This window comes from Kaistella treverensis (genome assembly GCF_900114045.1).
GTDB classification, from domain to species: Bacteria; Bacteroidota; Bacteroidia; order Flavobacteriales; family Weeksellaceae; genus Kaistella; species Kaistella treverensis.
On the sequence record NZ_FORQ01000004.1, the window covers coordinates 78,338 to 100,580 of the forward strand.

The 22,243-nt window shown below is 39.6% G+C and carries 19 protein-coding genes and 1 tRNA gene; 16 read left to right on the forward strand and 4 right to left on the reverse strand.

Features of this window, described 5'->3' with window-relative positions; translation table 11 throughout:
• Positions 1-33 precede the first annotated feature (33 nt).
• The 4 genes from rpoC (at position 34) to BMZ55_RS10075 (ending at position 6,770) form a co-directional block, all read left to right on the forward strand.
• Positions 34-4,299 carry a DNA-directed RNA polymerase subunit beta' gene (rpoC, locus tag BMZ55_RS10060; protein WP_089820227.1) on the forward strand — a complete coding sequence of 1,422 codons (4,266 nt, stop codon included), beginning with the start codon at positions 34-36 and terminating at the stop codon, positions 4,297-4,299.
• A 97-nt stretch (positions 4,300-4,396) separates the two neighbouring features.
• On the forward strand, positions 4,397-4,711 hold the full coding sequence (locus BMZ55_RS10065; protein ID WP_039343049.1) for a DUF3467 domain-containing protein: 315 nt from the start codon (positions 4,397-4,399) through the stop codon (positions 4,709-4,711).
• Between the two features lie 217 nt (positions 4,712-4,928).
• Positions 4,929-6,146, forward strand: coding sequence for a hypothetical protein (locus tag BMZ55_RS10070; protein WP_089820228.1), 1,218 nt, complete (start codon positions 4,929-4,931; stop codon positions 6,144-6,146).
• Positions 6,147-6,266: 120 nt separating this feature from the next.
• The gene (locus tag BMZ55_RS10075) at positions 6,267-6,770 is read left to right on the forward strand and encodes a thermonuclease family protein (RefSeq protein ID WP_089820229.1); all 504 of its coding nucleotides are present in this window, start codon (positions 6,267-6,269) and stop codon (positions 6,768-6,770) included.
• A gap of 44 nt (positions 6,771-6,814) precedes the next feature.
• Here the strand turns inward: BMZ55_RS10075 and ribB are convergent, their stop codons facing one another.
• Entirely contained in the window at positions 6,815-7,936 is a 1,122-nt protein-coding gene (ribB, locus tag BMZ55_RS10080) for a 3,4-dihydroxy-2-butanone-4-phosphate synthase (protein ID WP_089820230.1), read from the reverse strand.
• Between the two features lie 142 nt (positions 7,937-8,078).
• The gene (locus BMZ55_RS10085) at positions 8,079-9,077 is read right to left on the reverse strand and encodes an LLM class flavin-dependent oxidoreductase (protein WP_089820231.1); all 999 of its coding nucleotides are present in this window, start codon (positions 9,075-9,077) and stop codon (positions 8,079-8,081) included.
• Between the two features lie 137 nt (positions 9,078-9,214).
• Between BMZ55_RS10085 and BMZ55_RS10090 the strand changes: the two genes are divergently transcribed.
• From BMZ55_RS10090 to BMZ55_RS10140, 11 genes are all read left to right on the forward strand, one after another.
• Positions 9,215-10,588 carry a DUF4403 family protein gene (locus tag BMZ55_RS10090; RefSeq protein WP_089820347.1) on the forward strand — a complete coding sequence of 458 codons (1,374 nt, stop codon included), beginning with the start codon at positions 9,215-9,217 and terminating at the stop codon, positions 10,586-10,588.
• Between the two features lie 58 nt (positions 10,589-10,646).
• Positions 10,647-10,720 (forward strand) — tRNA-Cys (locus tag BMZ55_RS10095).
• Positions 10,721-10,835: 115 nt separating this feature from the next.
• A complete protein-coding gene (locus BMZ55_RS10100) occupies positions 10,836-12,122 on the forward strand; it encodes a DUF389 domain-containing protein (protein WP_039343062.1) in 1,287 nt (428 codons plus the stop codon).
• A gap of 145 nt (positions 12,123-12,267) precedes the next feature.
• Complete coding sequence (locus BMZ55_RS10105; protein WP_089820232.1) at positions 12,268-12,834, forward strand: YMGG-like glycine zipper-containing protein; 567 nt, start codon at positions 12,268-12,270, stop codon at positions 12,832-12,834.
• A 51-nt stretch (positions 12,835-12,885) separates the two neighbouring features.
• Positions 12,886-14,505: an LIC_10190 family membrane protein gene (locus tag BMZ55_RS10110; protein ID WP_089820233.1), complete on the forward strand. Its 1,620-nt coding sequence runs from the start codon at positions 12,886-12,888 to the stop codon at positions 14,503-14,505.
• Between the two features lie 64 nt (positions 14,506-14,569).
• Positions 14,570-15,637 carry a chorismate synthase gene (aroC, locus tag BMZ55_RS10115; protein ID WP_089820234.1) on the forward strand — a complete coding sequence of 356 codons (1,068 nt, stop codon included), beginning with the start codon at positions 14,570-14,572 and terminating at the stop codon, positions 15,635-15,637.
• A gap of 56 nt (positions 15,638-15,693) precedes the next feature.
• Entirely contained in the window at positions 15,694-16,302 is a 609-nt protein-coding gene (locus tag BMZ55_RS10120) for a thioredoxin family protein (protein WP_089820235.1), read from the forward strand.
• An 11-nt stretch (positions 16,303-16,313) separates the two neighbouring features.
• Entirely contained in the window at positions 16,314-16,865 is a 552-nt protein-coding gene (locus BMZ55_RS10125) for a TlpA family protein disulfide reductase (protein ID WP_089820236.1), read from the forward strand.
• A 73-nt stretch (positions 16,866-16,938) separates the two neighbouring features.
• Positions 16,939-17,274 (forward strand): YkvA family protein, encoded by a 336-nt coding sequence (locus tag BMZ55_RS10130; RefSeq protein WP_089820237.1) that lies wholly within the window; start codon positions 16,939-16,941, stop codon positions 17,272-17,274.
• A gap of 219 nt (positions 17,275-17,493) precedes the next feature.
• Positions 17,494-18,402, forward strand: coding sequence for a tRNA (adenosine(37)-N6)-dimethylallyltransferase MiaA (gene miaA / locus BMZ55_RS10135; RefSeq protein ID WP_089820238.1), 909 nt, complete (start codon positions 17,494-17,496; stop codon positions 18,400-18,402).
• Positions 18,403-18,406: 4 nt separating this feature from the next.
• A complete protein-coding gene (locus BMZ55_RS10140) occupies positions 18,407-18,964 on the forward strand; it encodes a thioredoxin family protein (protein WP_089820239.1) in 558 nt (185 codons plus the stop codon).
• A 140-nt stretch (positions 18,965-19,104) separates the two neighbouring features.
• On the opposite strand, the gene BMZ55_RS10145 is transcribed toward BMZ55_RS10140, so the two are convergent.
• Positions 19,105-19,743 (reverse strand): MBL fold metallo-hydrolase, encoded by a 639-nt coding sequence (locus BMZ55_RS10145; protein ID WP_089820240.1) that lies wholly within the window; start codon positions 19,741-19,743, stop codon positions 19,105-19,107.
• Positions 19,744-19,878: 135 nt separating this feature from the next.
• Here BMZ55_RS10145 and BMZ55_RS10150 point away from each other — a divergent pair, with 135 nt between their 5' ends.
• On the forward strand, positions 19,879-21,090 hold the full coding sequence (locus tag BMZ55_RS10150) for a type IX secretion system plug protein (protein ID WP_089820348.1): 1,212 nt from the start codon (positions 19,879-19,881) through the stop codon (positions 21,088-21,090).
• A gap of 59 nt (positions 21,091-21,149) precedes the next feature.
• Here BMZ55_RS10150 and hemH read toward each other — a convergent pair whose 3' ends face one another.
• Positions 21,150-22,178 carry a ferrochelatase gene (gene hemH, locus BMZ55_RS10155; RefSeq protein WP_089820241.1) on the reverse strand — a complete coding sequence of 343 codons (1,029 nt, stop codon included), beginning with the start codon at positions 22,176-22,178 and terminating at the stop codon, positions 21,150-21,152.
• Between the last annotated feature and the right edge of the window lie 65 nt (positions 22,179-22,243).

Sequence of the window (22,243 nt, forward strand, 5' to 3'; positions counted from 1 at the left end):
AAAATCTAAAATCTACAATCTAAAATCTAAGAAATGTCAAACAAAAATAAAACAAGTAATTTTACAAAAATTACGATTGGACTTGCTTCTCCGGAAATCATTTTGCAGGATTCCCGCGGTGAAGTTTTAAAGCCCGAAACTATTAACTACCGTACGCACAAGCCGGAAAGAGATGGTCTTTTCTGTGAGAAAATCTTCGGTCCTGTAAAGGATTATGAATGTGCGTGTGGAAAATACAAAAGAATCCGATACAAAGGAATCGTTTGTGACCGTTGTGGTGTAGAAGTTACAGAGAAAAAAGTCCGTAGGGAAAGAATCGGCCACATCGGTTTGGTTGTTCCTGTTGCGCACATCTGGTATTTCCGTTCTTTGCCGAATAAAATCGGATATCTTTTAGGATTGCCGTCTAAGAAATTAGACATGATAATCTATTATGAAAGATACGTTGTAATTCAGCAAGGTATGGCTAAAAAAGCCGACGGTGCTGACTTTGATGATAAAGAATTCTTAACTGAAGAAGAATATCTGGATGTTTTGGAAACGCTTCCACCGGATAATCAATATTTAGATGATTCGGACCCGAACAAATTCATCGCCAAAATGGGTGCTGAAGCGGTTGAAGAATTATTAAAAAGAATTGATTTAGATGCATTGTCGTTCGATTTACGTCACAAAGCACACAACGAATCATCAAAACAAAGAAGAACCGAAGCCTTAAAAAGATTGAACGTAGTTGAAGCCTTAAGAGGTGCAAACACACGTATGGTCAACCGTCCGGAATGGATGATTATGAGAGTGCTTCCAGTAATTCCACCAGAATTGAGACCTTTGGTTCCATTGGATGGTGGTCGTTTCGCGACTTCAGATTTAAATGACCTTTACCGTCGCGTAATCATCAGAAATAACCGTTTGAAGAGACTTTTAGAGATTAAAGCTCCGGAAGTAATCCTTCGAAATGAAAAAAGAATGCTGCAGGAATCGGTGGATTCACTTTTTGATAATACCAGAAAATCTTCTGCTGTAAAATCAGAATCCAACAGACCGTTGAAATCACTTTCAGATTCCCTGAAAGGTAAGCAAGGTCGTTTCCGTCAGAATTTATTAGGAAAACGTGTTGATTATTCTGCGCGTTCCGTAATCGTCGTAGGTCCAAACTTACAGTTGCACGAATGTGGAATTCCAAAAGATATGGCAGCGGAACTTTACAAACCGTTCATCATCAGAAAACTGATCGAAAGAGGAATTGTAAAAACCGTAAAATCTGCCAAAAGAATCATCGACAGAAAAGAACCTGTTGTTTATGACATTTTGGAAGGCGTGATGAAAGGGCACCCTGTACTTTTGAACAGAGCACCTACGCTTCACAGATTGGGAATCCAGGCGTTCCAGCCAAAAATGATCGAAGGAAAAGCAATTCAGCTTCACCCTTTGGTAACTACAGCTTTCAACGCGGATTTCGATGGTGACCAGATGGCGGTTCACTTACCTTTAGGTCCGGAAGCTATTTTAGAAGCTCAACTTCTAATGTTAGGTTCTCAGAATATCTTAAACCCTGCGAATGGTTCCCCGATTACAGTACCTTCTCAGGATATGGTTTTGGGTCTTTATTTTATGACCAAAGAATTGTCTTCAACAGATGACATGAAAGTGAAAGGTGAAGGCCTTGCTTTCTATTCTCCGGAAGAAGTAGAAATCGCTTATGCTGAAGGCCAGGTGTCTTTAAATGCAAAAGTAAGATGTAGAGTTCCTGTGAAGGAAGATGGAGAATTGGTTACTCGACTTACTGAAACTACTGTAGGTAGAGTATTGTTTAACCAGATTGTACCGAAAGAAGTTGGTTTTGTAAATGAACTTTTGACCAAAAAATCATTGCGAAATGTAATTGGTAGAATTCTAGCAGATACTGATTTCCCAACAACAGTACGCTTCCTGGATGATATGAAAGACTTAGGTTACTCAAATGCATTCAAAGGTGGTCTCTCCTTTAGTTTAGGTGATATCGTAATCCCGGAAGAAAAGAAAAACATGATCGCTACTGCTGTGGAAACAGTAGATGAGATCAAGGCCAACTACAACATGGGATTAATTACCGATACTGAAAGATATAACCAGGTAATTGACGTTTGGACCAATACCAACGCCGGATTAACCGAGATGATCATGAGCAGAATGAAAACCGACCAAGGTGGTTTCAATTCAGTTTATATGATGCTTGATTCCGGTGCAAGGGGTTCCAAAGAGCAAATCCGTCAGCTTTCCGGTATGCGTGGATTGATGGCAAAACCGCAAAAAGCGGGCTCAACAGGGGCAGAAATTATCGAAAACCCAATTGTGGCAAACTTTAAAGAAGGTTTATCCATTTTGGAATACTTTATCTCTACTCACGGTGCTCGTAAAGGTTTGGCGGATACCGCTTTGAAAACTGCCGATGCGGGTTACCTGACCAGAAGGTTGGTAGACGTTGCACAGGATGTGATCATTACAGAAAACGACTGTGGAACTTTAAGAGGAACAGAAATTACACCACTTAAGAAAAATGACGAAATCGTTGAAAGACTTTCTGAGAGAATCTTGGGTAGAGTTTCTTTACATAACGTGTACGATCCCGAAACCGACGAAATTATTTTGGAAGCTGATCAATTAATTGATGAAGCTATTGCTAAAAAAATCGAAGCTGCGGGTATCGATATCGTAGAAGTTCGTTCGCCATTGACTTGTGAAGCGAAAAAAGGAATTTGTGCCGCTTGTTACGGTAGAAACTTAGCAACCGGAAAACCAATTCACATGGGTGAAGCGGTAGGTGTTATCGCAGCACAATCCATCGGTGAGCCGGGAACTCAGTTAACATTGAGAACCTTCCACCAAGGGGGAACTGCAGGAAATATCTCCGAAAATCCTTCCATCGTTGCAAGACGTGATGGTATCGTAGAAATGGACGAAATCCGTACGGTAACTTCCGAAAACGAAGAAGGTAAAAAAGCGGAAATTGTAGTTTCACGTTCAACGGAATTCCGTTTGGTAGCAGACAATGCTGCCAGAACGCCATTAATGGTTGCGAATATTCCTTATGGATCAGAGTTAGCGGTAAAACCGGGTGACAAAGTGAAAAAAGGTGATTTAATCTGTAAGTGGGATCCGTATAACGCGGTAATCATCGCGGAATCTGCAGGTAAAATCGAGTACGAAGATATTATTCAAGGGGTTTCCTTCCAGTTGGAAATTGATGAGCAGACTGGTTTCGAAGAGAAAGTAATTTCTGAATCTAGAAACAAGAAAGCCGTACCAACTTTGAAAGTTGTAGACTCTAAAGGTGTTGAACAAAAAGCTTATAACCTACCGGTTGGCGCTCACATTATGGTAAATGATGGTGAGAAGATTAAAGCAGGTAAAGTAATGATCAAGATCCCAAGAAAATCAGCAAAATCAGGGGATATCACCGGTGGTCTTCCTCGTGTTACCGAATTGTTCGAAGCGAGAAATCCTTCCAACCCGGCGGTAGTTACAGAAATCGATGGTGTAGTATCTTATGGAAAAATCAAAAGAGGTAACCGCGAGTTGATCGTGGAAGCTAAAACCGGAGAAATCTCCAAATATTTGGTGAAGCTTTCCAACCAGATTCTGGTACAGGAAAATGACTTCGTGAGAGCGGGTTCACCACTTTCTGATGGTTCTACAACACCAGACGATATCTTGAAAATCAAAGGGCCAACTGCCGTGCAGGAATATTTGGTTAATGAAATTCAGGAAGTTTACCGTCTTCAAGGGGTGAAAATCGATGACAAACACTTCGAAATTATTGTGCGTCAGATGATGACCAAAGTTTCTATTGTGGATGGTGGAGATACGCAATTCTTAGAAGGTGCATTGGAACACAAAGGTGACTTCTTAGAAGAGAACAACCGCGTTTTCGGCCTTAAAGTAGTTGTTGAAGCTGGCGATTCGAAAGAATTTAAACCAGGTCAGATGATTACCGCAAGAGAACTTAGAGACGAAAACTCAAAACTGAAACGTGAAGATTTGGCCTTGGTAGAAGTTCGTGAAGCTCTATCAGCAACGGCTACTCCTGTGTTACAGGGGATTACCAGAGCAGCGCTTCAAACCAAATCGTTCATGTCGGCGGCTTCCTTCCAGGAAACAACCAAAGTATTGAACGAAGCGGCGGTTTCCGGAAAAGTAGATTACCTGAGCGGTCTGAAAGAAAATGTAATTGTAGGACATAGAATTCCTGCAGGTACAGGTCTGAAAGATTATCAAAATGTAATCGTAGGTTCTAAAAAAGAATTCGAAGACATCAATTAAAATAAGACAAAAGACATCAGATTTCAGAATTTTAATTTCTGAAGTCTGATTTCTGAAGTCTACAATCTAAAATTAAAAATTTAAAATATTTCAAAAAATGGACAACCAAGATCAAAACCAAAATCAAGATCAGAACAACATTAACATTAACTTAAACGAAATGGTTGCACAGGGCGTATATTGCAACCTTGCGTTGGTGAATAATTCACCTTCAGAATTCGTTTTGGATTTTATCCAGATGATGCCCGGAGTTCAGCAGGCAAACGTAAGATCAAGAGTAATTCTTGCTCCATTGCACGCAAAAAGAGTATTGGCAGCTTTGCAGCAAAACATCGCGAACTACGAGCAGCAGTTTGGTGAAATCAAAGAAGTTGAACCTTTCGTATTAGGTCAAAATAACGTACAGGCGTAATTAGTTTCCACGTTTTTTCAAACTAAATCCCGGTTCAGTAATGTACCGGGATTTTTCATTTGTGTTTTTGAGAGAAGCTCACAGCAAGCTGTTTTTGAGAAATTTTTTCTCCATCATTTGTGTACCTGCAAATATACATTCAATTAAGGTAAAGTTTTTGTACATTGCTGTACATTATTAACTGCCGGCAAGTGACACAAATAGAAATGTTAAATTCATGAATCGGAATACAGACGCACTTCTTCAGCTCCGTCTAAATGTAATTGATCAGTTTGGGAAGCAGATCGTAACTGCCACCGACTGCGAAAATCTTGCAGCTATTCTTGCAGAAAAACTTAAGGCCAATATCAGTGCCCAAACTTTGCGGCGGTTTTTTGGATTGATTAAAGCATCTTCACAACCAAGCCTCTATACATTGGATATCCTGGCGAAATTTTGCGGATTTACCGATTTTCATCACTTTGCAGATTTTAAGACAAACAGCGAGCTGGAATTATTCTTCGGTTCTGCCGAAGATTCAGGAAATGATTATTGGCTTAAAAGTGAGCAACTTTGCAGGCAAATAGCTGATTCGCCCTTTCACCTTGCCACCATCCATCACCGAATGATGCCTTTTCCATTAGTTAGAAAATATTTCATGGAAAATCACCCGATGCGCGACATGCTTGGGACCGTGTATTCGCAATACTTCATGTCTTACCTTAAATTCAACCAAACAAACGAAGCCCGAATTTTTGCATATGGTTTCCTCTACCAAAGTGCTTTTTTACAAGGAAATCAGGAACTTATGCACCTTTTTTTTCAAAAAGTAAAGGAGACAGAACTTTCGCCGGAAGTATTTGTAATTCCCGCCGGACTGAAATTCGGAATAACACTTCATTATGCCGATTATATCGGTGATGAAATTCTGTTCACTAAAACGTATTCAGCAATGAAAGCCAGTCGCGAACTATATATTTCCGCTTCAAAATCCTCTGTCTGCAGTTTTGAATACACGGTTCTTGAATCGCTGATCTTTACGGAACGTAAAAGTGAAATACGGTTATTACTCGAAAACAATACTTTCCAAAGCAGTGCTCAGCAAAATTTTATTCCGTCTCAAAGGAAATTAACACACGATGAGGTTTGGAAAATTCTCTCTGCAGTCGGCTATCACAAAATCGGCGACGAAGAAACTGCCAAAAAATTTGCAGAGCGTGTAAATCTGGAAAATCTCGGTTTTGGCTGGCAAAAATATTATTCAATAATCTATTACTTCCTGCTGCTTGAAATTGTAGAATTAAAAGAAAAGTCCAAAATTCTTAAAAAACTGCATCATCTAATTTCAGAAACGCATTTCACGCACTTTGAAGAAAAACTATCGTTATACAATTCGAAGAAGCAACAGGTTGCTGGAACCAACCAAGTTGAACCTTTAATGGGTAAAAACATTTAGTACAGCTTTTTTTAATCAATCCTGTTTCATTTAAAGGAATTGGAACTTTTTCCGAGCTAAAACCTCATTTTTTTATAAAATTCCCTACTTTAGAAAAATGAAAAAAAATTTAATTCTAGCATGAAAAAAATAATTCTACTCTTTCTATTTCTATTCAGCGCAAATACTTTTTTCCCTGCTTCGCAGCCCTTTTTTCAGAAAACAGATCAGCTTGTGCTGAAAGTAAAAGTTATCGGAATTAAAGACGGCGACACTGTTGAGGTTTTATATTATCAGTTGCCAATCATTGTTAGGTTAGAGCACATCGACGCGCCCGAAAAAAAACAGGCTTTTGGTTCGGTTTCAAAACAGAAACTCGCTGAACTTGCTTTCGGAAAAACAGTAACATTAGTGAGCACCGGAAAAAAAGGGAATTACGATGCGCGCGGCCGCATAATCGCGGAAATTTATTTGAATGAAAAAACCTGCCTCAACAAAGAAATGCTGAAAGCAGGTTTAGCCTGGCATTATAAAAGATATTCCGTGAATCTGGAATATGCAAAGCTGGAACTTTTAGCACGCAGAAATAAAGTCGGTTTGTGGTCCGAAAAATCTCCCGTCGCGCCCTGGGAATACCGGAAATAAATTCAAAAAAAATATCGCCTTAAAAGACGATATTTTTTATTTTTCTATAGCTGCACCATTTCGGTGACTTCCACATCATAGCCGCCAACTAAAGGTTTTTGGTGAATATTCTGCGAAATCACACGGAATTTATTAATTCCTAAATTTTTCAAAATCTGAGTTCCAATTCCATAATCATGAAAATTTGAAGCTAAAGTTGGCCTTTTTTCCTGCCCGTCCTGAAAATCCAAAAACTGCTGAAGTTTGCGCATCGTATTTTCAGAATTAGAAACATTGTTGATGAAAATAATCGCGCCTTTTCCTTCAGCATTGATCATCGAAGTTACTTTTTCCAGCAAAGGTTTTTCACCAGTTGTCAACCGGCTTAACACATCAAAATATGAATTTGAAGCCTGAACGCGCACTAAAATCGGTTCGTTTTCTGCCCATTTTCCTTTTGTTAAAGCAAAATGTATTTGATCTGTACTTGTTTCTTTAAACGCAAAAAAATCAAATTCGCCATAGAAAGTTTTTACTTTTCGCTCTTCAATTCTTGCAATTAAATCACCTTTTTTCAGTTGGTATTCAATCAAATCTTCGATGGAAACCAGTTTCAGGTCGTGCTTTTTCGCCAATGCGTAAAGCTCGGGAAGCCGCGCCATCGAACCGTCATCATTCATGATTTCGCAAATCACGCCGCCTTCCTGCAAGCCCGCAAGTTTAGTTAAATCAATGGCAGCTTCGGTGTGACCGGCCCTTTTTAAAACGCCGCCTTTTTTTGCGCGTAACGGAAAAATATGGCCCGGACGCATAAAATCCGCTGGTTTAGTATTCGGATCCATTAAAGCTAAAATCGTTTTGCTGCGGTCGCTCGCGGAAATTCCGGTAGAAACGCCTTCACCCAGTAAATCTACGGAAACCGTAAAAGCGGTTTCTTTCGGATCGGAACTGCGCGTCACCATAATATCGAGACCAAGTTCGTCGCATCTTTTTTCCGGAAGGGGCGTACAGATCAATCCGCGACCGTGAATCGTCATAAAATTGATGATTTCCGGCGTCGTCAGTTCTGCCGCAGAAAGAAAATCTCCTTCATTTTCTCTGTTCTCGTCATCAACCACGATGATGATTTTGCCGTTTTTTAGATCTTCAATCGCTTCAGCAATCGTATTTAATTGAATGTCGGACATTTTACTTTTAGATTTTTGCAAAGATACTGAGATTTAGCGCAATCGACAATTCAAATATTATATCGGTTAAATCTCAAAAATTACCTGCTTTAGCGGCAAATTTTTACGTTTTACAAAACCGGAAAATTTGCCTATTTAATGCCTAAAAAATCTCTTTCACCACTTCGCTGAAAATTTCGTAAGATTTCAGTCGCGCTTTCTGCTCGTAAATATGCGAGGTGATCATCATTTCGTCGACACCAAACAAAGCCTGAAACTGCTGCATTTCATTTTTAATTTTTTCCGGACCGCCGACAAAGCTGTAACGTAACATTCGCAATACGTGACTTTTTTCCATATAATTCCAGACTTTTTCAATGTCTTCAACCGGCGGTGAATACGGTTTTCTGTCACTTCTAATGATATTTAGAAAAGCCTGATACAGCGTCGTCGAAAGTTTTTTAGCTTCGGCATCGGTTTCCGCAGCAATTCCGTTTACACACGCTATAATATATGGTGTCGGGAATTTTTCACTTGGCTGATAGTTTTGGCGGTAAATTTCAAAAGCGGCTTCCATCATATCGGGCGCAAAATGTCCCGCGAAGGCATAAGGTAAGCCCATTTCGGCAGCCAGCCACGCGCTGTCGGTGCTGGAACCTAAAATATAAATCGGGATATCACAGCCTTCACCCGGAATTGCGCGTACTAGACTTTCCGAATTTTCAGTGGAAAAATAACGCTGCAATTCCTGTATCTGATTAGGAAAATGCTGATTGATATTCTGCGGATTTCTACCCAGCGCTTTTGCCGTTAAACCGTCGGTTCCCGGCGCGCGACCAACGCCCAAATCAATTCTGTGCGGAAAAAGACTTTCCAAAGTCCCGAATTGTTCTGCAATGACGAGCGAGCTGTGGTTCGGCAACATGATACCGCCGGAACCTACGCGGATTTTTTTCGTTCCGTTTGCGATAAAACCGATTAATACTGATGTTGCGGAACTTGCGATGCTCGCCATATTGTGATGTTCCGCCAACCAGAAGCGTTTGTAATCTAAATCTTCAACTGTTCTGGCGAGTTCTAAACTGTCATTAAATGTATCGTGGATGGTTTTATTCTGTTTTACCGGCGCCAGATCCAGCACAGAAAGTTTAAATTTTTTCATGAGAAGTAAGTTACCAAAATAGTTTTAAAATTTCCGGAAATTCTGCCTATCATTGTGATTGATTTTTTCGAGCAGAAATGCCGATTTTTTTCGTTTTATCAATTTTCCGCAAATTTGCGTTTCAAAAAATAAACCTAATGAAGTATTTGTTTTCGATTTTATGGATTTTTACCGGTTTTGCTGTATCCGCACAAAGCTTAAATTCAGAAAAAGTGGCGCCGACGGTATTTCCGAAAATAAAATCATCAGTGCTGATTCCCGTTCAGATTCCGCTCGCTGAAATTTCGAATATCATCAATTCGTCCACACCAAATTTACTTTTCGAGGACAATTCGTTTACGGATAACGACAACGATCAGTTTAAAGTAAAAGTCTGGAAAACACGACCGATTCGTTTGGTTGGTGGAACTGAACAGAACCTTTTAATTGAAGTTCCACTGAAGATTTGGGCGGAAAAAGGAATCGGAAAATTTGGGCTGTATAACTACCAAAATACCACTTTTGAAACGGTAATGTATTTCAGCACGCAAATTAATTTTCAAAATAACTGGACGGTTGCGACCAAAACTTCACCGCGCGGATTCAAATGGGTGACGAAGCCGGTGTTGGATTACGGTAAAATTAAATTACCGATAACGTCTTTAATTGAAAGCACTTTGCAGAAGCAGCAGGCTGAATTTTCTAAAACCATCGATGAAATGTTGAGGGAACAGCTGAATTTTCAAAAATATGCCGTTTTAGCTTGGAATAATTTTGCCCAACCGTTTAGTATTTCTGCCGAGTTTGATACTTGGTTAAAAGTTTCACCTTTAAATATCAGCATCTCGCCGCTGGTTTTTTACCGCGATCGCTTGGATTTCGGAGTCGGTATTGAAACGTATTCCGAAACTTTTACCGGCGAAAAACCTGCCGCTTCACCGCTATTGAAAAATGTGGCAAACTTCAAAAAAGTGCCCGAATTGCCGCAAAAATTTGTGCTTCAGACCACCGCAAATATTCCGCTGCAAGAAGCTGAAGAAATTGCCGAAAAAATGTTTCTCGGAAAAGAGTTTGATTTTCGAGAAGGAAAATCAAAAATCATTGTTGATGACGTGAAAATTTCCAGCGTGGAAAACCGCATAATTATGGAAATATCAACGAGCGGAGCTTTGGAAGGAATTTCTACCATTTCCGGAATTCCGGTTTATGACGCGGCAAAAAGAAAGATCACGCTTTCGGAAATGACGTATAAATTATCGACCAAAAATATTTTACATAAAGCTGCAGCATTGCTTTTCAAAGGAAAAATCGTTCATCTAATCGAGACGGAATATGGGATTCCGACCGCTGCAATTGAAGATGAGGCGAGAAAAAGCATCGACGAAGCCTTTAACAAAGAATATTACAAAGGTGTGAAACTCAACGGAAAAGTCTTCGGATTAAAACCTTCCAAAATTCTGCTGAACGGCGGAGTGCTGACGGTTGTTATCGACACCGAAGCGCAATTGGTGCTGAAAATTAGCGGTGTCTAATTAAGTCAGAATTAATTTCGGCAATTTTAATTAATTTTCTATATTTGCAAACCCAAATGGTTCTTTGGCCGAGTGGTTAGGCAGTGGTCTGCAACACCATCTACAGCGGTTCGAATCCGCTAGGAACCTCCAAAACCCTATTATCTTTTTTCGAAGATTTTAGGGTTTTTTATTTTAAGGTGGATTTTGACGCTGCCTGTAAACGTTATTTAAATTTCTAAATTTGTTCAATCCGTAAATTTATTATATGAATAATTATTTCAACCTTCAGGACGGCGAAGAGCAAAAAGAAAAAGTGCTGGCAAATGTGCAGAACAGCATTGTTTTCTCGGGCTCAAATGTTTGGGTTTTAGCCTGTGCTATTGTCATCGCTTCTGTAGGTCTGAATTTAAACTCTACTGCGGTGGTTATTGGCGCGATGCTTATTTCCCCGCTTATGGGACCGATTGTTGGTGCCGGTTTCGCGTTGGCAATGTTCGATTTTAAGTTACTGCGGAAGTCTTTAAAAAATCTCTTGGTATCAACTCTTGTAGGTCTGTTGTTTTCCTCGCTTTATTTCTTTCTGACGCCTTTCAAAGAAGCCCAATCGGAAATTTTGGCCCGTACAGCGCCTAATATTTATGATGTGATCATCGCCTTTTTTGGCGGATTAGTCGGCGTAATTGCTGTAACACGGGTTGAAAAGGGGAATCCAATTCCCGGCGTTGCTATTGCGACAGCGCTCATGCCGCCGCTCTGTACTGCCGGTTATGGTCTGGCAACGGGTAATTTTTCCTTCTTTGGTGGTGCTCTTTTCTTATATGCCATCAATTGCGTTTTTATATGTATCGCGACCTATCTCATCGCTAAATATTTAAAATATCCCGCCGTAGGATTTGTGGATGCAGCCCGCGAAAAAAAAGTACGGAACTGGATTACTTTTATTACCGTTTCCATGATTGTTCCAAGTATTTTCTTTGCGTATAAATTTATTCAGGAACAGCGTTTTAAAGAAAAAGTTTCAGAATACGTTCAAAAAGAATTTGAAAGAAAGAACAACACCATTGTTTACCAAAAAACAACTTATTCTGCCACCGGACAGCGTACCATTGAGCTCGCATTTCTCAACAGGAAATTTACCGCGAAAGAAATCGCAGACGAAAATAAGAAGTTGGAGGCGCTGGGTTTACCAAATACCCGCTTGATTATTCGCCAGGACAGCGCATTTCTTGCCGAAGCCTCCACAAAAAAAATTGCGAATAATGAAATTGAAAATGATTTTTCGAATGTCATTGCTGAGTTAAACGCTTCTGTTGACCGCTATTCTTTCAAAACCGATAACTTATTCAACGAAACCAAGGCGATATTTCCGGAGCTCAGCACCATTTCAGTGGCTAAACAGGAAATTTTCCTTAAAAAAGATTCAACACAAATTATTCCGGTGGCGCTTTATCAAAGTGAAAATGATCTGTCAGATGAGCGAAAAACGCTTCTCGCCGATTGGTTAAAAACAAAATTAAAGGTTGATACGCTGGAAATTTACCGCCGACCTTGATTTTTGAAAGCGGTTAAAAATTTGACTGTAACAGGTTTTAATACATTTTAAATAAATTAACATTTCCTTAACGCTACATTGGTTCCAATTTTGGCATTAGGCTATAACAATCTGAAAATGATTCTTAATTTTTAAAAAGTACGTTATGAAAACTATAATTCAAACACCATCAATATTCAAAAAGTTATTTTTAACAAGTTCGCTTTCAGTGCTGATGTTAGCAGCCTGTACAAAGGACAATAAAGTAGCTGAAAGATCGGTGGAGCAACAGAAAATGGAATTCCAGGCAAGACAGCTGGAAATTGAAAAACAGAAATTAGCGATTGAAAAGGAAAAAATCGCCTACGAAACACAGAAAAAACAGGACAGTATTGCTGAAGTCGAAAAAGCGCGTGCTGCCGCTCCAAGACCTCAGGTCATCCGAGAAACCAAAACAGTTTATGTGAATAACACACCGCGACAATCGTCTTCTTCTGGTAATTATTCCAATGACGGCGCTGGTACTACTACTCAAGCTGCACAACCACAGGGAATGAGTAAAGCTGCTAAAGGTGCTATTATCGGTACAGTTGGTGGTGCTGCTGCCGGAGCAATTATCAGTAAGAAAAATCGTGCTCTAGGTGCAGTAATTGGTGGTGTTGCTGGTGGTGCAACCGGTTATACCATCGGTAGATCGCAGGATAGAAAAGACGGTAGAGTACAACCTAGATAATATTTACATATTTTAGTTAAAAGATTGCTTATTTTTAAGCAATCTTTTTTTATGTTTTATATTTTACTGATGCTGACTGTGCTGCTTCCTGCCTTAGCGGGAATTGGCACGTTTATAGCTAAAATATTTAAAATTACTGACTTCGGTCTTACACTAACCATTTTATGTGGCATATTTTGCTGTACCATGCTGTGGACAGTGTTCGCGTTCTTTTTTCCGCTGAATATTTATCTGGAAATTCTGACCATAATTATCGGGATTTTTTTCTTTTTTTATTTAAAAAATTACCTGCTTTTTTGGCGATTTTTTTCTAAAAATGCAATTCCTTTTTTGGTAATTTCCTGCATCACCATTTTTTTCGGTTCTTATTACCCATTTATTTTAGATCATTTCGGATATTATGTTCCGTCAATCAAATGGCTTTCGGAAGTTGGTTTAGTAAAAGGAATTTCTAATTTGGATTTGATGCTTGGGCAGATGTCGCTCTGGCACGTTTTTCAGGCAGGTTTTTCGCATTTTGCAGATCCATTTTTGCGCATCAATGTTTTGGTTTTAATCATCTACACCGTTTACATTTTCGAAAAAACATTCTGGGTTCATTTGGCATTTTTTCCGGTTTTGTATTTATTGGTTCAGTCGCCGAGCCCGGATTTGCCGGTAATCGTTTTCTCCCTGATTATTTTAAATGAAATTTTTACCTCAAATAAAAATGCCGGCTTTTTGCTGGCTTTTTCGGTTTTCGTTTTTGCTATAAAACCCACAGTTTTGTGGTTGCCGCTTTTTACTTTTTTGTACTTTATGTTCATTGAGAAAATTTCGCTGAAAAACTTGGTATTACCAACTTTGGTGATGTTTTTATTCCTATTTAAAAATATCTGGACTTTCGGATTTCCAATATTTCCCGTACAATTTTTAGATTTTGGTCTTGCGTGGAAACCAAATGCTGAATTGCTGAAAAATTCTGCAGAAGTCGCGGTTCGGAAAACATTCGATGCGAAATATTCCTATGCTGAAATTCAGCACTTTTTAAATTGGGAATATTTTAAAAAGTGGCTGTTTTTAGGCGGAATAAAAGGTAATATCCATATTTTGTTTGTTCTGAGTTTGATTGGATTTTTTGTTTTCGCTTTTCTTAAAAAATCGAGGTTAATCTGGTTTCTTTTTATTTCAGTTTTAATTAAAAGTGTGGCGGTTTTTATTTTTTCGGCGCAGTATCGTTTTTTTATCGAAGTATTTTTTGTGCTCTTTTTTGTGCTTTTTTTTGAAATTTTTACAAAGAAACTTTCATTCCTGATTTTCGGCGTTCTTTCAATTTTTGTTTTTGCATTTCTCACTTTTCCATTATTGCCGAAGAGCTATTTCCCAAGTTTTAAGCTCGGTCCATACATGTCGGGACAACACAGCACTTTTCTAGTCGAACCCGCATATTTTAAATGGACAAAATATAAATCTCATCAAATTGGAAACCTCCAATTTCATGTAGTTGATGGATATATCTATACTTTTGAATCGCCGCTACCAGCTATTACGCCGCAAAGTCTTTATGAAGATATGGAAGCTGGCATTTTCCCGCAGCTGAAAGGAAAAACCTTAAAAAATGGCTTTATATGGCGGAAAATTTCTCCGGAAGAAAAAGAAAAACTGCGGCTGATACTCCAAGATTTTGAGTAAATAAATCTTTTCTATCATGCTGAAAGTGCTTAAAAATGCCGATTTATCTCCTTAACTTTGTAAGATGTTCAACTTAGGAAATTTTCTCACGCTTTCTACCTTTGGTGAAAGTCACGGCGCTGCGTACGGCGGCATCATTACCAATTTTCCCGCGGGTTTAGAAATCAATTTGGAAAAAGTTCAGCAGCAGTTAGACCGTCGCAGGCCCGGGCAAAGTGCTATTGTTACCCAACGGAAAGAAAGTGACGCAGTGAAATTACTGTCCGGAATTTTTGAAGGTAAAACTACCGGAACACCGATCGGTTTCACCATTGAAAACGAAAATCAAAAATCGAAAGATTACGACCATATTGCTCAGGCAGCCCGCCCGAGCCACGCAGATTTTACCTACGAGCAGAAATTCGGCATTCGCGATTATCGTGGTGGCGGCAAATCATCAGCGCGCGAAACCGTAAACTGGGTGGTTGCCGGAAGCATGGCGCGACAACTTCTGCCTGAAAATGTAGAAATTTCATCTTATGTTTCATCGGTTGGTGAAATTTTTTGTGAAAAACCGTATCAGAACCTCGATTTTTCTAAAATTGATTCCAACGAAGTGCGCTGTCCCGATGAAGAAACGGCGGAGCGCATGATTGCAAAGATTAAAGAAATAAAAAAAGAAGGCAACACCATCGGCGGTACGATAACGTGCGTAATTAAAAATTTGCCCATCGGAATTGGTGAACCGGTTTTTGGCAAACTTCAGGCTGAACTCGCCAAATCAATGCTGAATATCAACGCTTGCAAAGGTTTTGAATATGGCAGCGGATTCTGCGGCGCAAAAATGACCGGCAAAGAACATAACGATTTATTCAATGCTGATTTTACCACCAAGACCAATCTTTCTGGTGGAATACAGGGCGGAATTTCAAACGGAATGGATGTTTATTTTCGCGTAGCTTTCAAACCTGTGGCGACAATTTTACGCCCTCAGGAAAGTTTCGATCAAGACGGCAATCCGATTATAATTGAAGGAAAAGGCCGTCACGATGCATGCGTTTTGCCGCGCGCGGTTCCGATTGTTGAAAATTTAGCAGCTTTTGTGCTCGCTGATTTGTTTTTGATCAATAAACTACGTAAATTCTATGTGTGACAATGATCACATGTACTTCCTATAAATTTCCGGAAATTTGATAAAAATTTAAAATAATGAATTCAACAACAGCAGACCAAAAAAACAATACATTTCAAAATCTCCAAAATTACTGGTTTTATGCTCTGACTTTCGAAGAATACATGGCGGTTGCCGTGCAAAGAGCGACCAACAATATAATCGAAAACGATCCGTATCAGGAATATTACGATTTGGGTTTGCAGCGTACGAACAGAACGCTGAAAACTTTAAAATTAGATGCAGAGCAGCTTGAAAGAGCACAGGCAAAAAATTTTAACGGCAAAATCCTTATTATTTCTGAACCCTGGTGTGGCGACGCGAGCGCAACAGTGCCGGCAGTTGCCAAATTTTTCGAAGCTTTGGGAAATGATGTTCGTGTATTTCTCCGCGATCAGGACACCTCGCTAATCGATCATTTTTTAACCAACGACACACAGTCTATTCCAAAAGTGATTGTTTTAGATGAAAACTTCAACGTCACCGCAAACTGGGGACCGCGTCCGCAATACGGAAATGATTTGTTGAAAAAATTCAAAGAAAATCCGGAAACGTATCCGCGCGAGGTTTTCTACAATGATTTGCAGGTGTATTATTCCCGAAACAAAGGAAAAGACGCCATCGAAGAAATTATCACTTTGCTTTAAACTAAAAATTAATGAACTTTTTAAGGAAAAATGGCTTTTTTATCGTCGCCATGGCTTTCGTGGCGATTCTCTACCTTTTCCCGTCGGTAAAACTGAAACTCAAAGATTTGTTTTTTCCGGTGGCGGCAATTGAAAATGCAATTACTTTAAGCGACGAAGATTACGATATTCAGCTGAAAGGAATCAACGTTCCAGACACCAATCTGAAAACTTTGAAAGGCGACAAACTGGTTTTCCTGAATTTCTGGGGAACATGGTGTCCACCTTGTCGTGAAGAATGGCCGACAATTGAAAAGCTGTATCAGTCCAGAAAAAATGACGTAGATTTCGTGCTGATAGCGATGCAGGACAAAGAAGAAGATGTGGTGGAGTTTATGAAAAAAAACAATTACACCACTCCCGTTTACATTGCGCAAAGCCCAATCACCAATCATGTTTTGCCAAAGGTTTTTCCAACCACTTTTTTACTGGATAAAAACGGCAGAATTTTGCTGAAAGAAGACGGCACGAAAGACTGGAATTCCAAATCAGTCCATGAGTTTATCGACAATGTAACCAAATAAATTAACGAATATTTACGAATTCATGGTATAGTATTTGCGAAATACTTGGCGTTTAAAAATACCACAAACAAAGATGAAACTATCAAAAATTCAGTTGGCCAGAGAAGCATTTAAGCACAAAGGGTTTATCTCGAAAATTCCGGTTATCGTGCGAATGATAAGATCTGCCACCAAAAAAGGCGGTTACAAGCCGCATTTCAAAAACGTAATTGTTCCCGGCCTGGTGCTCGTATATTTAATATCCCCGATAGACTTTCTTCCAGACTTTATCCCTGTAATCGGCGTTTTAGATGATATTGCGCTCCTCGCATTTGCAATTCCGCTGCTGATTACCGAAGCCGAAAAGTTTGTCGCCTGGGAAGCTTCCCGAACCGAAGACAAAGTGATAGACGCCGAGATTATTCATTAAAAAATAAAAATTCCGCTTATTTAAGCGGTTTTTTTTGGAGCAAGGAGATTTGTCAGGTGCTCAAAAGGTACAACCCGCTTTCCGTTACAATCTTTTTTGGGGGCGGCGAAGCCGCCGCCCCAAAAAAGGATTTCCACTGGAATCGGGGCTAGAAGTCCGGGTTTTCCTTCTTTCAAAAATTGGCAGTTTTAATTCGAAAAAAAACAGGAAATTTGCAGCGTGAAAACTCTCATCTCTATTGTCGGCACCACCGGAATTGGCAAAACAAAACTCGCTATCGATTTGGCGAAACATTTCGAAACCGAAATTATTTCTTGCGATTCGCGGCAATTTTTCCGGGAAATGAAAATCGGCACCGCAACGCCGTCGAGTGAAGAACTTGCTGAAGTTCCACATCACTTTATCAGCAATCTTTCGGTTCAGGATTATTATTCGATCGGGCAATATGAAAAAGGCGCGCTGGAAAAACTCAACCAGCTTTTCCAGGAAAAGAATATTGTTATTTTGGTCGGCGGAAGCATGATGTACGAAAAAGCGGTAATAGACGGACTTCACGAGCTTCCCGAGGCAAATCCGGAAAATCAGGCCAAATTAGAGCAAATTTTTGCAGACGAAGGACTTGAAAAACTTCAGAATATTCTTTCTGATTTTGACCCCGAATATTTCGCGAAAGTAGATATTGAAAATCCGCGTCGCCTTTTTCGCGCGATCGATATCATTTGGCAAACCGGGAAAACTTATACCGAAAACATTTCCGCACAAAGAAAAAACCGCGACTTCAACGTCATTAGAATCGGGATTCAGGCACCGCGCGAAGTTATTTACGCTCGCATCAACCAGCGCGTCGACCAAATGCTGGAAAATGGGTTGCTGAAAGAAGCAGAATCTTTAATTCCCTTCCGAAATCTAACCGCTTTGCAAACCGTTGGTTATTCTGAACTTTTTAAATATTTCGACAAAACCTGGACTCTAGATTTCGCCGTAGAAGAAATTAAAAAAAATTCCCGCCGTTTTGCGAAACGCCAGCTCACCTGGTACCGCAAAGAAGAAAACATCAATTGGGTAAATTTTGAAAATTCCCTCGCGGAATCATTATCTTTGCTTCAATCTTTAAACCTCAAAAAATAAAACCATGTCAGATACACTTTCAAATATGCTCGAGCTCGGGACAAAAGCGCCGTTTTTCGAACTTCCGAATCCGTCGCAAGGCAACGAAATTCAGTCGCTTGAAGATTTAAAAGGCGAGAAAGGAACTTTGGTGTTTTTCATGTGTAACCATTGTCCGTTCGTGCTTCACGTCATCGACAAACTGGCGGAACTTTACGAAGATTACCAGGAACAAGGCATTGAATTTATCGCGATTAATGCGAACGACAGCCAAAAATATCCGGCAGATTCACCGGAAAAAATGATCGAATTTCAAATGGAAAGAAAGTTCGATTTTCCATATCTGTATGACGAAAGCCAGACAATTGCAAAAGCTTACGACGCGGCTTGCACACCGGATTTTTTCTTTTTTGATGAAAAACTGGATTTGGTTTACCGCGGTCAGATGGACGATTCGCGTCCGGGAAACCAAAAAGAAATTACAGGCGAAGACTTAATCATCGCTTTCGAAAATCTTTTGGCCGGCGCGCCACAGGAAGATTTCCAAAAGCCAAGCATGGGCTGCAGTATTAAATGGAAATAGCTTTAAAAAATTCAAAAAATTACCCCTAAAACGGCGATTTTTTTATTTTAAAAAGAGCATAGAATTAAAATTTTGCCCCAAATAACCCGGAATTTTTTAAATTTAAAATAAAAGACAAAGCATAAACTTTGTCTTTTTTATTACCTGAAAAACGGATTATAACTTTTTTCAAAACCAATTGTTGTCGGATTTCCGTGACCGTTGAAAACCTGAGTTTCCGTATCAAGCACAAAAAGTTTTTCCGAAATGCTTTTTAACAATTGTTCCGAATCACCTTTGTACAGATCGGTTCGGCCAATGCTTCCTTCAAAAAGCACGTCACCTGAAACCAGAAATTTTTGCTTTTCAGAGTGAAACGCAATGCTTCCCGGCGAATGTCCCGGAACGTGCAGAATATTAAATTCGTCGTCTCCCAAGCTGATTTTTTCACTTTCTTTTACGTAAGAAATTTCACCTTCAAAAGGTTTAAATAAAAATCCAAAACGATTAGCGTCCATCGGATTTCGGTCCAGAATTTCCTTTTCAATTTCATGCATCAAAACCGGAACCTGGTATAAATCGTACATTTTTTGCAAGCCCAAAACGTGGTCGATGTGCGCGTGCGTGAGCAGAATATTCTGAATTTTTAGCTCTTTTTGCTCGATAAATTTATTTAAAAGTTCGGTTTCCTTTTCCGCAAAATTTCCCGGATCGATGATGTACGCCTGCTTATTTTCATTATAAACGACATACGTATTTTCAGAAAACGGATTGAAAACAAAAGACTGAATCTGCAACATAAATTTGATTTTCTACAAAGTTAAACGCTATTTTTTAATTAGAAAATTTTCAGCTTTTTACAATATCTTCAGCATTTTACTGTTATGCTTTTAAATCAAAAATCCAACTGCTCAAAATTCTCTATCTTCGTACTCATGAAATTTTTCCGCCTTTTTTTATTGCTTTTTGGGTCGCTTTTATTTGCGCAGGATATCCGCAGCATACAGCTTTTCAATCCGCAAACAAACGACGAAACGGGGGTCATTGGTTTTAATGAACAGTTGATTTTACGTTTTGATGATTTTTCGAATTCCAGCACGATTTACCGCTACACGATAAAGCATTTCGACAGAAATTGGCAGGAAGACAACCTTTTTTTTACAGAATTTGCCAACGGCAGTTTAAACGGCTTAATCGACCAGTTTCAGTATTCATTCAACACTTTGCAACCGTATACGCATTATTCTTTAACCTTTCCGAACGAAAAAATTCAGCCTAAAATCTCCGGAAATTTCAAATTGATTGTTTACCAGAATTCTCCGGAAAAACCACTTTTTACCAAGAGATTTTCTGTGGTGGAAAACGGCGCAAATGTCGCGCTGAATATTTCCCGGACTTCCGACATCAGAAATAAAATGGTGAACCAAAGGGTGGAAGTGCAGGCAATTGGTAACGGTTCTTCGATGAATTCAAACCTCAATTCGCTTTCCATCAACATGCTTCAAAATAACAATTATGAAACCGGAATTTACAATCAGAAACCCAGCTCAACGTTAGGAAATAAGGTGCTTTTTCAGCAAATGAATTTGGCTTTTCCGGGAAATAATGAGTTCTATTATTTCGATAACAAAAACATGAATCAGCCGTTCGATATGGTCGCGCAAACCGAAACGCTGGACGGAATCAATTACACCTATCTTCATCCAGTGTGGGCTTTTCCGCTGAATTACCAATATCAGCCGGACGTGAACGGTGCTTTTTATTTCCGCCGAAATGATCTCGGAATCGAAAGAAATGCCGACAAAGAAGCCGATTATTCCTGGGTGTATTTTGCCTTAGATTCCGAAAAAACTGATAAAGAAATTTTCGTCCTCGGCGCTTTTAACGAATACCTTCCGAGCAAAGAAAACCAAATGTTTTACGATGAGGTTTCAAAAAAATATCTCGCAAAAATCTATTTAAAACAGGGTTTTTACAATTATATCTTGGCAACTCGAAATCCCGATAATTCGCTAAATTTTGGCGAAATAAATGGTAATTTTTGGCAGACAGAAAATCTCTATCAGGCTTTTTTATATTACACGCCTTTCGGCAGAAACTATGATGGTTTGCTGGGCTACGGCGAATTTCGCGCGGCAAGAAACTAAAAATTCGGGGCAAATCACCCCGAATTTTTTAATTTTCTAAATGCAAATATTTGGCTCTTTCAGACCAAATAAAATTCATTAAGTTTTTCTTCACACAAACTTTTTACCACTTCAATCCAGCGGTCTTCATCGTTCAGACACGGGATATAATGGAAATTTTCACCGCCACCGTGCAAAAACTGCTCTTTGCCTTCCACGGAAATTTCTTCCAGCGTTTCCAAACAATCCGAAACAAAAGCCGGACAAACAATCGCCAGATTTTTTATGCCTTTTTTGCCCAAACTTTCCAAAGTTTCGTCGGTGTACGGCTCCATCCACTTATCATTTCCCAAACGCGACTGGAAGGTCACCATCACTTTTTCTTTCGGTAAATCCAGTTTTTTAATAACTTCTTCGGTCACTTTAAAACACTGGTGACGATAGCAAAACTGATGACTCGGGTTTTGATCGCGCGAACAGCAATCGTTTAGGTTACAGGTATTTGTAGGATCGGTTTTGTAAATGTGTCGCTCCGGAACGCCGTGATAGGAGAATTGCAGCGCATCGAAATTTTTCGGAAGTTTTTCACGGATACTTTCCGCGAGACAATCAATATAAATTTCGCGGTTATAAAACGGCTGAATATAATTGATCTTAATGTCGGGGAAATGTTTTTTGCGAACTTCCTCGGCTTTGTCGATCACCGTTTCCGTCGTGCTCATCGCGTACTGCGGATAAAGTGGGAAAAGCACTATTTCGGTCACGCCTTGGTCTGTAAGTTTTTGGATTCCGGTTTCGATGCTTGGTTCCGCATAGCGCATCCCAATTTCTACCGGCACTTCGACCATTTTTTCGAGTTTTTTCTTAATCCTTTCGGTGATGAAAATCAGCGGAGAACCTTCGTCCGTCCACACGGTTTTGTAGGCTTCCGCAGATTTTTTCGGCCGCGTGTTCAAAATGATGCCGCGCACCAGCAAAGTCCGGAAAAACCAGCGGTAATCAATCACTTTTTCATCCATTAAAAACTCATCCAGATACTCCTTTACGTCTTCAACTTTCGTCGATTTCGGAGACCCGAGGTTCACAAGTAAAATTCCTTTTTTAGACATTTATTTTTTTATTTGTGCGCCTTTTTCCGCCTTCCACTCCCGCTTTTTTATAATTTCCGCTCCGC

Coding starts and splice junctions, on each gene's coding strand:
- rpoC (WP_089820227.1), top strand. CDS start 34: ATGTCAAACAAAAATAAAACAAGTAATTTTACAAAAATTACGATTGGA.
- BMZ55_RS10065 (WP_039343049.1), top strand. CDS start 4,397: ATGGACAACCAAGATCAAAACCAAAATCAAGATCAGAACAACATTAAC.
- BMZ55_RS10070 (WP_089820228.1), top strand. CDS start 4,929: ATGAATCGGAATACAGACGCACTTCTTCAGCTCCGTCTAAATGTAATT.
- BMZ55_RS10075 (WP_089820229.1), top strand. CDS start 6,267: ATGAAAAAAATAATTCTACTCTTTCTATTTCTATTCAGCGCAAATACT.
- ribB (WP_089820230.1), bottom strand. CDS start 7,936: ATGTCCGACATTCAATTAAATACGATTGCTGAAGCGATTGAAGATCTA.
- BMZ55_RS10085 (WP_089820231.1), bottom strand. CDS start 9,077: ATGAAAAAATTTAAACTTTCTGTGCTGGATCTGGCGCCGGTAAAACAG.
- BMZ55_RS10090 (WP_089820347.1), top strand. CDS start 9,215: ATGAAGTATTTGTTTTCGATTTTATGGATTTTTACCGGTTTTGCTGTA.
- BMZ55_RS10100 (WP_039343062.1), top strand. CDS start 10,836: ATGAATAATTATTTCAACCTTCAGGACGGCGAAGAGCAAAAAGAAAAA.
- BMZ55_RS10105 (WP_089820232.1), top strand. CDS start 12,268: ATGAAAACTATAATTCAAACACCATCAATATTCAAAAAGTTATTTTTA.
- BMZ55_RS10110 (WP_089820233.1), top strand. CDS start 12,886: ATGTTTTATATTTTACTGATGCTGACTGTGCTGCTTCCTGCCTTAGCG.
- aroC (WP_089820234.1), top strand. CDS start 14,570: ATGTTCAACTTAGGAAATTTTCTCACGCTTTCTACCTTTGGTGAAAGT.
- BMZ55_RS10120 (WP_089820235.1), top strand. CDS start 15,694: ATGAATTCAACAACAGCAGACCAAAAAAACAATACATTTCAAAATCTC.
- BMZ55_RS10125 (WP_089820236.1), top strand. CDS start 16,314: ATGAACTTTTTAAGGAAAAATGGCTTTTTTATCGTCGCCATGGCTTTC.
- BMZ55_RS10130 (WP_089820237.1), top strand. CDS start 16,939: ATGAAACTATCAAAAATTCAGTTGGCCAGAGAAGCATTTAAGCACAAA.
- BMZ55_RS10140 (WP_089820239.1), top strand. CDS start 18,407: ATGTCAGATACACTTTCAAATATGCTCGAGCTCGGGACAAAAGCGCCG.
- BMZ55_RS10145 (WP_089820240.1), bottom strand. CDS start 19,743: ATGTTGCAGATTCAGTCTTTTGTTTTCAATCCGTTTTCTGAAAATACG.
- BMZ55_RS10150 (WP_089820348.1), top strand. CDS start 19,879: ATGAAATTTTTCCGCCTTTTTTTATTGCTTTTTGGGTCGCTTTTATTT.
- hemH (WP_089820241.1), bottom strand. CDS start 22,178: ATGTCTAAAAAAGGAATTTTACTTGTGAACCTCGGGTCTCCGAAATCG.